The 13,745-nt window shown below is 36.2% G+C and carries 12 protein-coding genes; 4 read left to right on the plus strand and 8 right to left on the minus strand.

Features of this window, described 5'->3' with window-relative positions; translation table 11 throughout:
• Nucleotides 1-11 precede the first annotated feature (11 nt).
• From ACM55K_RS08400 to ACM55K_RS08435, 8 genes are all read right to left on the minus strand, one after another.
• On the minus strand, nt 12-1,256 hold the full coding sequence (locus ACM55K_RS08400) for an RNA polymerase sigma factor (protein ID WP_416849792.1): 1,245 nt from the start codon (nt 1,254-1,256) through the stop codon (nt 12-14).
• Between the two features lie 63 nt (nt 1,257-1,319).
• On the minus strand, nt 1,320-1,658 hold the full coding sequence (locus ACM55K_RS08405; RefSeq protein ID WP_416846514.1) for a YciI family protein: 339 nt from the start codon (nt 1,656-1,658) through the stop codon (nt 1,320-1,322).
• Between the two features lie 109 nt (nt 1,659-1,767).
• On the minus strand, nt 1,768-2,217 hold the full coding sequence (locus ACM55K_RS08410; RefSeq protein WP_416849793.1) for a carboxymuconolactone decarboxylase family protein: 450 nt from the start codon (nt 2,215-2,217) through the stop codon (nt 1,768-1,770).
• A gap of 195 nt (nt 2,218-2,412) precedes the next feature.
• Nucleotides 2,413-2,829: a (R)-mandelonitrile lyase gene (locus ACM55K_RS08415; protein ID WP_416849794.1), complete on the minus strand. Its 417-nt coding sequence runs from the start codon at nt 2,827-2,829 to the stop codon at nt 2,413-2,415.
• 6 nt (nt 2,830-2,835) lie between these two features.
• Nucleotides 2,836-3,894 carry an NAD(P)-dependent alcohol dehydrogenase gene (locus tag ACM55K_RS08420; RefSeq protein WP_416849795.1) on the minus strand — a complete coding sequence of 353 codons (1,059 nt, stop codon included), beginning with the start codon at nt 3,892-3,894 and terminating at the stop codon, nt 2,836-2,838.
• Between the two features lie 309 nt (nt 3,895-4,203).
• The gene (locus tag ACM55K_RS08425) at nt 4,204-5,286 is read right to left on the minus strand and encodes an efflux RND transporter periplasmic adaptor subunit (protein WP_416849796.1); all 1,083 of its coding nucleotides are present in this window, start codon (nt 5,284-5,286) and stop codon (nt 4,204-4,206) included.
• The gene (locus tag ACM55K_RS08430) at nt 5,276-8,560 is read right to left on the minus strand and encodes an efflux RND transporter permease subunit (RefSeq protein WP_416849797.1); all 3,285 of its coding nucleotides are present in this window, start codon (nt 8,558-8,560) and stop codon (nt 5,276-5,278) included. Before ACM55K_RS08430 ends, ACM55K_RS08425 begins: the two co-directional genes overlap by 11 nt.
• 10 nt (nt 8,561-8,570) lie before the next feature.
• Nucleotides 8,571-9,953 carry a TolC family protein gene (locus ACM55K_RS08435; RefSeq protein ID WP_416849798.1) on the minus strand — a complete coding sequence of 461 codons (1,383 nt, stop codon included), beginning with the start codon at nt 9,951-9,953 and terminating at the stop codon, nt 8,571-8,573.
• A gap of 164 nt (nt 9,954-10,117) precedes the next feature.
• Between ACM55K_RS08435 and ACM55K_RS08440 the strand changes: the two genes are divergently transcribed.
• The 4 genes from ACM55K_RS08440 to ACM55K_RS08455 all read left to right on the plus strand — a co-directional run bounded on the left by ACM55K_RS08440 (nt 10,118) and on the right by ACM55K_RS08455 (nt 13,682).
• Nucleotides 10,118-11,155: a sensor histidine kinase gene (locus ACM55K_RS08440; RefSeq protein ID WP_416849799.1), complete on the plus strand. Its 1,038-nt coding sequence runs from the start codon at nt 10,118-10,120 to the stop codon at nt 11,153-11,155.
• The gene (locus ACM55K_RS08445; protein WP_416849800.1) at nt 11,155-11,862 is read left to right on the plus strand and encodes a LytR/AlgR family response regulator transcription factor; all 708 of its coding nucleotides are present in this window, start codon (nt 11,155-11,157) and stop codon (nt 11,860-11,862) included. The genes ACM55K_RS08440 and ACM55K_RS08445 overlap by 1 nt, the downstream gene beginning before the upstream one ends.
• Before the next feature lie 171 nt (nt 11,863-12,033).
• On the plus strand, nt 12,034-12,429 hold the full coding sequence (locus ACM55K_RS08450; protein ID WP_416849801.1) for a hypothetical protein: 396 nt from the start codon (nt 12,034-12,036) through the stop codon (nt 12,427-12,429).
• 170 nt (nt 12,430-12,599) lie between these two features.
• The gene (locus ACM55K_RS08455) at nt 12,600-13,682 is read left to right on the plus strand and encodes an efflux RND transporter periplasmic adaptor subunit (RefSeq protein ID WP_416849802.1); all 1,083 of its coding nucleotides are present in this window, start codon (nt 12,600-12,602) and stop codon (nt 13,680-13,682) included.
• Nucleotides 13,683-13,745 lie beyond the last annotated feature (63 nt).

Consider the following 13,745-nt stretch of genomic DNA (forward strand, 5'->3'; position numbering starts at 1 on the left):
TTCCCAATGGGTTATATTTCATTAGCATTTATACAATCAATATTTTTGAGAATAATTTTCTTATCGGATGCTGATTTGGCCAGGTTTAGTGCTGTTTGAAAATTTTGCAGTGCCTTTTTATTGTCGAAGTCAGTATAGAGATTGCCTAATAAAGAATAGTAAAAATGGTTGTCTTTCAGATTAAGCTTTTCTGCTTCAGCGATTGCTTCTTCTTTTCCCTTTATTTTGGATAAGGCATACGTTCTGTTTAAGGCTACAATAGGAGAGTACTCCAGAATGATCAAATTATTGTATAATTCCAATATATGTTCCCATTTCTCGAGAGTATCTTTTTTTTGCGTGTGCCAATAGGCGATACCTGCCTCTAAGTGGTATTTTGAAAGTGTATTTCCTGTTGAAGACTTGCTTAGGAAATAGGTTCCTCTATCAATTAATTCCTTATTCCAAAGGCTTTCATCCTGGTCCTGATATAAAACAATCTCGTCATTTTCGTTTGTTCTGGCTTCAAACCTGGAGGAGTGAAAGCATATCAATGCCATAAGAGCGTTCGTCTCAGGAAGGTTCGTCGTTTGATTCTGGGTTAATAAATAGGTAAGGCGCATAGCTTCAGTACAAAATTCCTGACGCAAAGTGGTGTTTTGTGAAGTGGAGTAGTAGCCTTCCGAAAAAACTAGGTAAATCGTCTTTAAAACATTGTCCAGTCTATTTTTTACTTCATTAGCGGTTGGCTGCTGAATTTTGATATTTTCCTCTTTCAACTTTTCTTTGGCTCGGTTTATCCTTTTATAGATAACCTCTTTGCTTGTGAGGAATGCATCGGATATTTCATTTATTCCAAAACCGCAAAGCAGATTAAGAGCAAGCGCAATCTGAGCTTCATTAGCATTACAGGGGTTACAGATGGTAAATATCATGGCCAGCTGACTGTCAGCAATGTTTTTGTCGGATAGGTCAATCTCAATTTCTTCTAGATTTATAGCGGAATTGTATTTTATTTCAGTGACAATTTTCTGTTCAAAAACTGAATTTCGTTTGAAATAATTCTTGGTTTTGTTTTTGGCCACCGTGTAAAGCCAGGCTGTTGGGTTTTCGGGTACGCCTTTAATGCTCCATGTTTCCGTAGCGGCAAGAAATGTATCACTAACAATATCTTCGGCAATCTCAATATGCTGAATACCAAATAAACGGCAAAGTACCGAAACAATTTTTTGATATTCTGTTCTAAATAAGCGAGGTATAAGTTCTTTATTGTCCATATAAAGCAAATAAAATGCCTATGTAAAGATACAAAGGCATTTTTAGTTATATGAATACTATTCTTAAATAGCCATTCTGATTTCTACATTTCCGCCAAGTTGAATTATTGGGCAGTCTTTTGCGATATGGACTGCTTCGTCATAATCTTTTACTTTAATTATAATCAAGCCACCAATAGATTCTTTAATTTCAGCGTATGGGCCGTTAGTAATACTTTTGGTATTGGTTACAATTTTTCCTTGTCCATCCCAGCGCTGCAAAGGTCTGGCGAGTTTGTCCTGAGCAGCAAGGCTACCAAACCATTCCTGCCATTGCTTTAAGTGCTGCTGCAATTCCTCTGGAGAAGGCTGAACTTCTTTGGTTGCGTAATCCCTGCGAAAAATTAATAAGAACTCATTCATTTTTTTAAATTTTAAAGTTGCTATTGTTTATATCTTATTTATAATGGACATTTTGTATTAATGTGTAAATACATCCACAATGTATAAAAAAAATCCAATTTTTCATTTATTAAAATTGCCCCACTTTGTAAGTACCAGGAGTATTTGGAAATGCCAGATTGATCCGGTTCCAAGTGTTAATTGAGGTAACAGCAAGAGTAAGGTCAATCATTTCATCATCTGAGAATTCTTTTTTAACCTCATTGTAAATTTCGTCCGGAACAGTACAAGCAGTTAGTGCTTCTGCCCAAGCCAATGCAGCTCTTTCGCGTGGACTGTAATATGGTGCTTCACGCCATGCGCTTAAACCATAAAGGCGTTGTTCTGTTTCCCCTATTGCACGAGCTTCTTTAGCATGCATGTCTAAACAATAAGCACAGCTGTTGATTTGTGATACCCTGAAATCGACTAATTCCAAAAGCTGTTTTTCGATTGAAGATTTTTTTAAATAACCGCTAATTCCAAATAATGTGCTTACCGCTTTTTGTCCTTTTTCGAATACATTAATTCTAGTTTCCATTGTATTAAATTTTAAATGTTATACCCTAATGACAACTGAACTTCCGGAATTGGACAAAATATTTAAAAAAAAATAAAAAAAATAAAAATTGCTATTTTTGAGCGGAGTTTATTACTTCTATGCCGTCTAGTAAAAATAGAAAAGCCCGTAAATCATGATGTTTACAGGCTTTTATATTTTTATTTAAAAATCTTCTTATTGTTTGTAACTGTTGTATTCTGCATCGGTTACTCTTTCCAGCCAATCAATCGAACCTTTTGGAGTAACAGCGGTAATGGCGATATGCGTTAACGCACTATCGGTTGCAGCACCATGCCAATGTTTAACATCAGCTGGTATTTTAATGACATCGCCTCTTTGAATCAATTGAATCGGCTTCCCTTTTTCCTGATAGTAGCCAGTCCCATCGGTTACAATAAGGATTTGACCTCCCGGATGGGTGTGCCAATTGTTTCTGGCTCCCGCTTCAAAAGTTACGTTACCAATTACACTATTAAATTCATTTTCATTTACTAATAATTTAACCCAGGCATTTCCCGTAAAATAATCAGGATTTGCTTTATCACCTTGAGCGAAAATTTGATTTTGCTCGTTTTTATCTTTTGCGTTCATATTTTTCTAGCTTTTAAGTGATGCCATATCAATTACAAAACGGTAGCGAACATCACTTTTGAGCATTCTTTCATACGCTTCGTTGATATCCTGCATTTTAATAACTTCAATTTCAGATACAATATTGTGTTCCCCACAAAAGTCAAGCATTTCCTGAGTTTCGGCAATTCCGCCAATTAAAGAACCTGCCACTGATTTTCTTCCCATTATCATAGGAACCGTATTTAAAATAGGTTCCAAGCCACCCAAATAACCTACTAAAACCAAAGTTCCGTTAGTATTTAAAGTCCCTACATAAGGATTTACATCATGAACATAAGGAACGGTGTCAATAATTAAATCAAATTTTCCGTTTACAGCATTCATTTGATTTTCGTCAGTCGAGATAATTACGGCATCTGCACCCAATTCTAAAGCGTCTTTTTCTTTATTAAGTGATCTGGAAAAAAGGGTAACTTCCGCACCCAAACCTTTGGCTAGTTTTATGGCCATATGTCCTAGTCCGCCTAAACCTACAACAGCAACTTTACTCCCTTTTCCAACTTTCCAGTAGCGAAGTGGTGACCAAGTGGTAATTCCTGCACATAATAAAGGTGCTGTAGCAGCCAAATCAAGATTTGCAGGCACTTTTAAAACGAAGTGTTCGTCTACCACAATTTTTTCCGAATAGCCTCCAAGAGTCATGCCGCCCAAATGCTTATCAGCACTATTGTAAGTCCCTGTAAACCCTGTTGAACAATATTGTTCCAGGTCTTGTTTGCAATTATCGCAGGTCTGGCAAGAATCTACCATGCAGCCTACTGCAGCAAAATCCCCCACTTTTAGTTTAGTAACGTCGTTTCCTACTTTGGTCACTTTTCCCACAATTTCGTGACCAGGAACGGCAGGGTAGGTCGTAAATCCCCAGTCATTTCTGGCAGTGTGTAAATCAGAGTGACAAACACCACAATACAAAATTTCGATTTCAATATCTTTAGCCGTAATGTTTCTGCGTTGAATATCCATTTGTTTTAAAGGGGCATCCACCGAGACTGTCCCGTAAGCTTTTACATTTGTTGTTTCCATTCGAATAAATTTTTAAAATTTGTTATTGTATTTAATTTTTTTTATTTGGGCGTGCCCCTTCGTAAAAACTACGGGTCGTGCTGTACGTTCCCGCTTTTTTTCTTTATCAATTGCCACGGGTTTAAACCCGTGGCAATTGATAAAGAAAAAAGAGCTCCACTGACATCACTCACGCAAAACTAGTTTTACTATTGAATTATATATTTGCTTGGACTCATTTTCCTGCAAGGTCTCTTTTTTTGACCTTGCAGGATTACAAACATTTGTAAATTTATAGAATTAAGCGATTTGTTGTTGAAAGAATAGGAACTAATTGATATCAGAGCCATCCTTAATCTCCTCATTTGATTTGCTAAGCAAAATATCATTTTGTTGTAATGAATCACTAAAAACTTCGATTTGGTCATCAACTTCAAGGCCAAGACTTACTTTGATACGTTGTGCTTTTTTGTTGACTACTTTTATCAAAAAGATACCTTCAGCACTATTCACAACTGCCGATTTAGGGACTACAAAAGTTTCTTTTTTGCTATTAAGTGGCAGGAGCACTTCCGCAACCATTCCAGGAAGTAATTTTCCGTCGGAATTTATCACATCCAATTCGACACGTTCGGAACGCAGTTTGAGGTCTAGCGCTCCAGACATTCTGCTGATTTTAGCCTGGAATGTTTCGCCTCGCAAAGATACTACATTAAAGGTAATCACTTCACCTACTTTGAGATAACCGGTATATGCTTCAGGTACCGATACCGATAAACGAAGTTTCTTTTGGTCTTGTATGGTGAGAAGCGGAACCTGAGCTCCTTGTCCCACATAGGCGCCCGTATTGACATTACGTGCTGTTACTTTGCCATTAAACGGAGCTCGTATCTGCAAATAATTTTGCATTATCTTAATTTCCCTTTGTCCCGCACGAGCCGCTGCTAATTGGGCATAGTCTGAACTTTTTTTGGATAGTGCCAATTCCAAATCATTTTTAGAAATCGTTCCCTCGACTTTACTCGTTTCAAGTAATCGTTGATAAGTGCTGTTGCTGGCTGTATAAATGGCTTCCTGTGAATGCAGGCGGGACTCCGCTGCAGCTAACTGCGAACTGATCTCTGGTGCTTCCAGTTCAATAAGGAGTTGCCCTTGCTTTACATCAGAACCAATATCTACTTTAAGTGTTTTTACATAACTATTCACTTTAGCAAATAAATCCACTTGACTAAAACCAGATAATTCGGCGGGTAAACGCAAGTCGGTGGTCAGTTTTGCTTTTGCCAAAGAAAAGGTTTCCATTTTAGGTTCTATTTCAGCAACAGGGGCTTCTTTTTTATTCGAATTGCAACTGCTTAGAAAAAATAGTGCTACAAAAAATAGCGCGGTCGATTGTAGTATTTTATTTTTCATTTTGTGATTTTAATGATGAGATATAATGGATGCTTTCTTCGTCTTCTGGGTCTAAAGAAATAGATTGTGTACCTGTTTTTTCTTGTGCCCAGGCAAAAATTAAAGGCAATATCAGCAATACGGCAAAGGTCGAAAATAATAATCCGCCAATAACGGCTCTTCCTAATGGAGAAACTTGGTCGCCTCCTTCGCCATGACCAATAGCCATAGGTAACATTCCCGCAATCATAGCCACACTGGTCATAATGATGGGACGAAGACGCAACGCGGCAGCTTCTCGTGCTGATTCTAATGCATTCCCATTTATTTTTCGCAATTGCTCCGCATTGGTAACCAATAAAACAGCATTCGCAATCGAAACTCCAACTGACATGATGATTCCCATATACGATTGTAAGTTGAGGGTAGAACCCGTAATGGTTAGCATTAATAGCGCCCCTAAAACTACCGCAGGAACCGTGGTTAAAATGACTAAAGAAACTTTGAACGATTGAAAATTAGCAGCCAACATTAAGAAGATTACAAAGATGGCAACTAACAATCCGACTTGTAAACTGCTTAATGTTTCGCTCAGTACTTTACTCAAACCAATAGGTTCAATGAATAAACCACGAGGCAATTCGCCCAATGAATTTATCGTTTTAGCAACATCTTTTGTAGCCGTACCTAAATCGGTTTGGTGGATGTTAGCGGTAACTGTAATGTATGGCATAGCTCCTAAATTGTCATTTTCACCGCTTACAAATCCGGGTGTGATTTTGGCGACATCGCTTAAAACAGGACGCAGCGAATTTTTCAATACAGGAATTTCACCCATATCCGTTCTACTTTTCATTTTATTCAAAGGAACTTGTACCTGTACGGCAACTGATAAACCTGTTTTCTCATCTATCCAAGTGTTTTTCTCCGTATATCTGGAAGAAGAAGTGGAAGCAATTAACGAACGCGAAATATCATTCATATCCACACCTAATTCGGCAGCGCGAGTTCGGTCAATATCGATATTCATTGCAGGATAATGAATCGGTTGCCCAATTTGGACATCTCTGAAATACGATATTTTCTGAAGTTTCTCAACAATTTGATTGGCATAGGTTTCATTTCGTTTTTTATCTTTTCCAGCAACTCTAATTTCAATAGGCGTTGGCGATCCTTGGCTCAAGACTTTATCCGTAAGTTCAATAGGTTCAAAAGTGACTTTTACATCAGGAAGAATTTTTTTAATTCGAGCTCTAAGATCATCTTTAAAATCATCCATATCGGCGTCATAATCTTTCAAACTTACTTGAAAAACGGCTTCATGCGAACCTGCCATGAATAAATAGATTGGATTGATGGAGAATAAGGAAGGATGTTGTCCCACATATACCGATGAAATTCCGATATGCTCTTTACCCACCATTTTGTTTAATTCTTTCAGCACTAAAATTACTTTTTCTTCAGTGCGTTCTAAGCGTGTTCCGTCGGGAGCGCGCATTCTAAGTTGAAACTGACTCGAATTTACTTTAGGGAAAACATCTTTTCCAATAAAAGTAATAAACACCAGTGCAAGCAGTGTAATTCCGATAAGATACCCCAAAGTAGCGGCTTTTTTGTAGGGAAAAAGACGGTCTAAGGTTTTCATAAATCGGATTCTGAATCTTTCAAAAGCACCTATTTTTCCATCTCGATTAAAATCATCTCTTTCAATCATTACTTTTTTCTGACTGATCAAGTCTTTTTCAGATTCAGGAGTTAATCCACAAGCATTAAACTCAGCTTCATCATCTGTAATGTTGGGTTCATGTTCTGTTTTTGGATGTTCTTTCATCAACCAATTTGCCATAACGGGCACAAAAGTTTGGGAAAGTAAAAACGAAATTATCATTGAAAAACCAATCGCCAATGCTAAAGGTAAAAACAAGGCTCCAGGAATTCCAACCATTGTAAAAGCGGGTGCAAAAACGGCAAGGATACAAAGTAGAATCAATAATTTTGGTAAAGCAATTTCCTGACAGGCATCCCAAATAGCCAGCGCCTTGGGTTTTCCCATGTCGAGATGTTGGTGAATATTTTCAATGGTTACGGTACTTTCATCCACTAAAATCCCGATTGCCAAAGCCAGTCCGCTCAAGGACATTAAGTTGATGGTTTGCCCGAATAATTTCAAAAATAAAACTCCGGAAATAATCGAAATCGGAATGGTCAAGATAACGATTAATGCCGCACGTCTGTCTCCAAGGAATAATAAAACCATTAATCCCGTTAACACCGCTCCGATAATTCCTTCCGTAACCAAACTTTTAACGGAGTTGATTACATAAACCGATTGGTCAAACTCGTAGGATAATTTTACATCTTCAGGAAGTGTACTTTGAATTTTGGGTAGTTCTGCTTTTAATTTCTGAACTACATCCCAAGTCGAAGCGTCTCCCGCTTTGGCAATACTAATATAAACCGAACGTTTTCCGTTTACCAAAGCATATCCAGCGGTAATATCGGCACCATCTTTTACAGTTGCGACATCACCAAGAGTCAAGTTTTGAATGCTTCCTTTAAACAACGGAATTTTCTCAAAATCTTTAATTTCTTTAATCGTATTATTGGTTGGCGTAATGTAGTTTTTATCCCCAATTCTCACGTTTCCGGAAGGAGCCGTTTGATTATTGAGGCGTATCGCTTCCACAATTTGGTCGGGTGTCATGTTATGGGAACGCAATAGATCAGGATCTACGTTAACCTCAATAGTTCTTGGGCTTCCGCCAAAGGGAGCCGGAGATAATAAACCTGGAATGGAAGTAAAAGAAGCCCGAACATACACGTTTGCCAAATCCTGTAATTCGTTGTTAGACCTAATTTTACTACTTAAAACCAATTGCCCGATCGGTAATGACGAAGCATCAAAACGAATGATAAAAGGCGGTTGTGTACCCGGAGGAAATGCCGCTTGAATCCTATTGGAAAGCGCACTCAATTCGGCAGCTGCTTGCGCCATATTGGTGTTTTCATAATAGGTCAATTTCATAATCATCAACCCTTGAATATTCTTGGTTTCTACTGATTTTACGCCATTGGCAAAAGGAAGAATATTGACATAGTTTTTGGCAAAATAAGCCTCCATTTGGTCCGGAGTGTAACCACCAAAAGGATGTGCAATATAAATTACAGGCAAATTCATTTTAGGGAGAATATCTACCTTAATGTCTTTGATGGCACTAATTCCGAAGAAAAATAAACCAGCAACCAATACCAATATGGAGATGGGTTTGCGGAGTGCAAAACGGATTAAATTCATATGGTTTTAATTAAAATTCATTTATAAATAAGTCAAAATTGCCTGTGGCTGCTACTTTTAGTAAAAAGGATTGCCATACATTATTGTTGACGATATCCCGATCAATTTCGGCACGGTTTAAAGTGAATATAGTTTGTGTCAAATCAGTCAAATTAGTCAACCCATTTTTATATAAAGTCGATTTTTGTAAATACGCTTGAGCTGCCGCATTTACCTGAACAGGCGCTTCGGCATAATTCTCTAGTGTGATTTTGATTTTATCATCGGCAAAATTCAATTGCGATTTCAATTCTCGGTCAGCCTGATTGTACTCTTCTTGCAAAGCTTGTGAAACAAACTTTTGAGCACTCACTTGTTTGCTCATTCTGAACGGAGTAGTTAAATTCCAAGTAATTCCAACTCCAACCAGATAATTGCTGCGATCAGGGTTTACGCCATCTAAATAATTTCTGTTAAAAGACGCCTGATTAGTTCCGTAATCCGAATTAAATCCGGAAGCCCTAGTTTGCAAAACGCCAAATGCGCTCATCGTTGGATAATAAAAACGTTTGTATAATTTGACTTGCTGGTTGCTGTAATCAATCTTCGTTTTATAATATTGAAGTAGCGGATGCAAGCTGTCAGAAGCAATTCCAGTTAATAATTCTTTCGGAATTTGATTTACAAAAATCGTATCGGTTACAAAATCCTGTGGCGCAACGCCCATCAAATCAACTAATTTATTGTTTTGCTCTTTGACGAAATTTTTAGCCAGATTCAGCGCTATTTTGGCTTTCGAAACTTCGGCAGTGGCTAATGTAGAATCCACTCCGGCGAGTAAACCGTTTTTCACTCTTGCTGCAGCTGTTCTTTTGAAAACATTTGCACGATCTAAATTCTTTCGCTGCGAAATCAATAATCGTTGACTCGCCAATAAATTAAGATAAGCAGCAGAGATTTTAATTTGTTGTTGGAATTTTTCCTGTTGCAAATCATTTTCACGGCTTTGAACATCGATTTTGGCCAAATTAATTTTTTCCTGAGTTTTACCAAAAGTAAAAAAGTCCCAATTCATGTTGACTAAATACAAGGCACCAAAAGCAGAATTCCAGTTTTGCTCTGGAAGCGGAAGTCCGGAAGAAGCAACTCCAAGTCCTCCAAAACCGTAAAGTGGTCCATTTTGTCCGTTGACAGTTCCATAATCTTGCTGTGCAGACAAATTAAGATTAGGTAAATAATCGCGGCGAGACTGTTTGAGCGTTTCTCGCGAAGCATTACTGTAATTGCTTTTTGCCCTTATAGAACCATAGTTTTCTAAACCTGTTTTTATAGCTTCTTTTAGAGACAAGGTTTGTGAAAAACCAGTAGCAGCAAAAATCAAGAAAAATAATAAAGTAATTTTTTTGAAATACATAAAATTGGTTGTGTAATATTATCAAACAAAATTATTTCACTTTAACCGATATAAGGCTTCTTAAATGATGTAATACGATTATAAATGACCAATTGAATTTGTCATTTATTGGAAATAAAGACTAAATAATTGTGGTTAATTTGCATACTGTTTAAGTATTAAAAATGAATAAAAAAATTGACAATATAATGGATAACAAATGGTGGCAAGAAATTGCCGTTGTTATCTTTTCATTTACGCTTTTTACCTTAAAAAATGATTGGATGTTATTTAGCTCTTTAGCTTCCATTTTGATGGGTATTTTTCTCTATTTGATTTTGTACATGCACGCTCAATTCAACCGATTTTTACTGTTGCCAATACTATTTAAGGGACAAAAACCATTGGCTTATTTATTTCTGACACTATTGACTGTACTAGTATTTTCGGTAGTTTTATATGAAATAACGACTTTCGAAATGTTTAGTAAATGCCGTTTGTTTCAAAACTCGCATCAGAGAAGTTATGTATACCAATTAGCTAGTGTTTTGGGTACATTGGTGTGTATTTTGAGTCCGATAATAGTTTTTAAATTCTACCGAATTCATAAAAAACAAACAGATGAAACGTTACTGTTTAATCAAATGCAATTGAATGCACTTAAAGGGCAATTGAATCCTCATTTTTTATTCAATACCTTCAATACACTTTACGGAATTAGTTTAGAATTTCCTGAAAGAACACCAGACTTGATTATGAAAGTTTCGCAATTAATGCGGTATCAATTGGAGAGTAATAGTAAACAATGCGTCTCTCTTGAAGATGAACTGGAATTCATAAATAGTTATGTGCAGCTTGAAAAAGAGCGTGTTTCATATCGTTGCGATATTACTTACGATAGTAAAATTGATAATGAAAATGCGTATAAAGTATCTCCGATGCTACTCATTGCTTTTATCGAAAATGCTTTCAAACACGGAACTTGTGCTATCGAAAAATGTTTTGTCAGGATCATTATTACGGTCGAAAACGGTTTGTTGCATTTGCATGTTGTCAATTCAATTCCGAAGAAAAAAACAGGGGTTGTTTCGACTAAAATTGGTTTAAAAAATACCATTGAACGGTTGAAGCTAATTTACGGAGAAGACTATAAATTAGACATTCAAGACGATAAAAATACGTATATTGTTGATTTGAAATTGCAACTTAAAAAGTTTGTATAATGAAAGAACCAAAAAAGTGTATTATTGTTGATGATGAGCCAGCAGCACATTATGTTTTGGCGAATTATATCAAACAAAATCCGCAGTTAGAGTTGGTTTTTCAGGGGTATAATGGCATTGAGGCGATGGATTATCTTCGAGAAAATAAAGTCGATTTGATGTTTTTGGATATCAATATGCCAGAAATTACAGGATTAGAATTACTAAAAATCATTCCAACACATCCTAAAACTATTTTAACAACAGCCTATTCTGAATTTGCTCTCGAAAGTTATGATTTTGGCGTTATTGATTATTTGCTAAAACCCATTTATTTTCCTCGTTTTTTAAAGGCAATTGAACGGTTTTTTTCCACTGAAAACACAATAAAAGGGGAGGAAGTTGCTATCAATTCGGTAAGCGTAAAAGTGGATGGTTATTTTATTGAAATCGAATTAGACCAGCTTCTGTTTGCACAAAGTTTTGGTAATTATGTGAAATTGCATACCATTAAAAGAACCTATTTGGCTTCGATTACCACAAGTGAATTTGAGAAATGCCTTCCAGAAAAAAACTTCCTGCGCATTCATAAATCCTATATCATTGCTTTGGACAAAATTGATGCCTCCGAAAAAGATTTTGTCATTATTAAAAAAGAAAAATTACCAATTGGAATTACGTATCGGAGAGAATTAATCGATAGATTGAAGAATAAAATAATTTTATAAAAAAAGAGAGAAATTTAGAATTTCTCTCTTTTGGGTTTGACTATTTATAAAATATTTCAAATTTCAGATTAATTACTGAAAACGTTTTCGTTGCTTTTACTTGTTAAATCCAACATAATTTCTTCCCCTCCTTTCAATTTTTTCAATTCTTTTATTACTTTTGGCTCCCAAATGAGAGTAGTTGTATTTTTTGTATGTCTGTGTATCCATCTGCTAGGCGGAGGGAGTTATCTTCATGCAGAAACAAATCATAACCACGTTAGCTACTCCTCAACTCCAAATCTTGTTAAAAACCAGCAAGTAAAACTTAAAAATGAAAATCAAGGTAGCATCGTAATTGAGTATACCGACTTAGATTTAGATGAGGAATACTCCAGCGGTGAAGATATTAAAAACGGAGTTTCAAGTAAATTTTTTGCAGGAAAAGATAGTTTGCTTAATAGCTGGTATTTGCCCGTTTCTCAGTTGTCTATTTCAAATTATTACTACAAACGTTTTAAAATCTTCATGCCCTTTTGCGGTAATTCATCTCCTATTTATATCACAAACAGAGTTTTAAGAATCTGATAAATATCCATTGGTTACCAAAGGTGTGTTTATAAATACCTGATGTGGATGTATAGTAACCTTATTCCTTTTGCATGACAGTTTAGGTCTCGCCCTGACAATCTATGCCTTTTCCCATCCAATAAATTTCCGAATTCACTGCGTTAAATCGCGCCAATTTTATTTATACCATGAACAAAAATGCCGTTTTCACAGGCTTTATTGCCCTGTTGTGTCTAATAAGCTGTACAACTAAAAAAGAAGAAAAAGAAGAAGCCGGTAAGTTTACCGTTACCAATGCTGTAAGTATTGATACTTCGTTTACCAAGGAATATGTTTCACAGATTCGTTCTGTGAGAAACATCGAGATTCGGGCTCAAGAAAAAGGATTTTTACAAAATATTTACGTTGATGAGGGGCAATTTGTAAAAGCCGGGCAGTTATTGTTCCGAATTATGCCAAAAATGTATGAAGCAGAATTGCTAAAAGCAAAAGCCGAAGCGAAAGCTGCCGAGATAGAACTGCAAAATGCAAAAACGCTAGCCGATAAAAATATAGTTTCCAAAAGTGAACAATTTATCGCTCAAGCAAAGCTAGAACAAGCAAAAGCCGAAGTGGCATTAGCAAAACTTCATTTATCATTTACTGAAATCAGAGCGCCATTTGCTGGAACGATAGATAGAATTCCAAAGAAATTAGGAAGTCTTATTGAGGAAGGAGAACTACTAACCAGTCTTTCTGATAATAGTAAAATGTTTGCTTATTTTAATGTTTCTGAACCAGAATACCTCGACTATCAAAATAATGTGAAAGGAAGAGGAAATAGTACGGTAAGTTTACTTTTAGCCAACAATCAACCATTGAAATACAAAGGTAAAGTAGAAGTTATCGAAAGTGAATTTGATAGCGAAACAGGTAATATTGCCTTTAGAGCAAGTTTTCCAAACGCTGATAAACTATTGAAAAATGGTGAAACAGGGAAGGTGCTCATGACTGTGCCAGTTAAAAATGCCTTAGTTATTCCGCAGAAAGCGACTTATGAAATTCAAGACAAAAAGTATGTTTTTGTAGTGAACAAAAATAATGTGGTGAATTCAAAAGAAATTACTATTACTGGTGAAATACCTGATTTATATGTGGTAGCCAGCGGTATTACTGAGAATGACAAAATTCTGTTAGAAGGTGTTCAAAAAGTAAAAGATGATGAAAAAATTAAATACGAATACTTAGCACCTCAAAAGGTTATCAATCATTTGCGATTAAAAGCGGAATAAATTCAAGTGGTCAGTTTTCAGTATTTAGTGTTCAGTTATTTGCTGAAACTAAAATAAATATAG

This window comes from Flavobacterium arabinosi, assembly GCF_048158725.1.
In the GTDB taxonomy this organism is placed as follows: domain Bacteria; phylum Bacteroidota; class Bacteroidia; order Flavobacteriales; family Flavobacteriaceae; genus Flavobacterium; species Flavobacterium arabinosi.

Coding starts and splice junctions, on each gene's coding strand:
- ACM55K_RS08400 (WP_416849792.1), bottom strand. CDS start 1,256: ATGGACAATAAAGAACTTATACCTCGCTTATTTAGAACAGAATATCAA.
- ACM55K_RS08405 (WP_416846514.1), bottom strand. CDS start 1,658: ATGAATGAGTTCTTATTAATTTTTCGCAGGGATTACGCAACCAAAGAA.
- ACM55K_RS08410 (WP_416849793.1), bottom strand. CDS start 2,217: ATGGAAACTAGAATTAATGTATTCGAAAAAGGACAAAAAGCGGTAAGC.
- ACM55K_RS08415 (WP_416849794.1), bottom strand. CDS start 2,829: ATGAACGCAAAAGATAAAAACGAGCAAAATCAAATTTTCGCTCAAGGT.
- ACM55K_RS08420 (WP_416849795.1), bottom strand. CDS start 3,894: ATGGAAACAACAAATGTAAAAGCTTACGGGACAGTCTCGGTGGATGCC.
- ACM55K_RS08425 (WP_416849796.1), bottom strand. CDS start 5,286: ATGAAAAATAAAATACTACAATCGACCGCGCTATTTTTTGTAGCACTA.
- ACM55K_RS08430 (WP_416849797.1), bottom strand. CDS start 8,560: ATGAATTTAATCCGTTTTGCACTCCGCAAACCCATCTCCATATTGGTA.
- ACM55K_RS08435 (WP_416849798.1), bottom strand. CDS start 9,953: ATGTATTTCAAAAAAATTACTTTATTATTTTTCTTGATTTTTGCTGCT.
- ACM55K_RS08440 (WP_416849799.1), top strand. CDS start 10,118: ATGAATAAAAAAATTGACAATATAATGGATAACAAATGGTGGCAAGAA.
- ACM55K_RS08445 (WP_416849800.1), top strand. CDS start 11,155: ATGAAAGAACCAAAAAAGTGTATTATTGTTGATGATGAGCCAGCAGCA.
- ACM55K_RS08450 (WP_416849801.1), top strand. CDS start 12,034: ATGAGAGTAGTTGTATTTTTTGTATGTCTGTGTATCCATCTGCTAGGC.
- ACM55K_RS08455 (WP_416849802.1), top strand. CDS start 12,600: ATGAACAAAAATGCCGTTTTCACAGGCTTTATTGCCCTGTTGTGTCTA.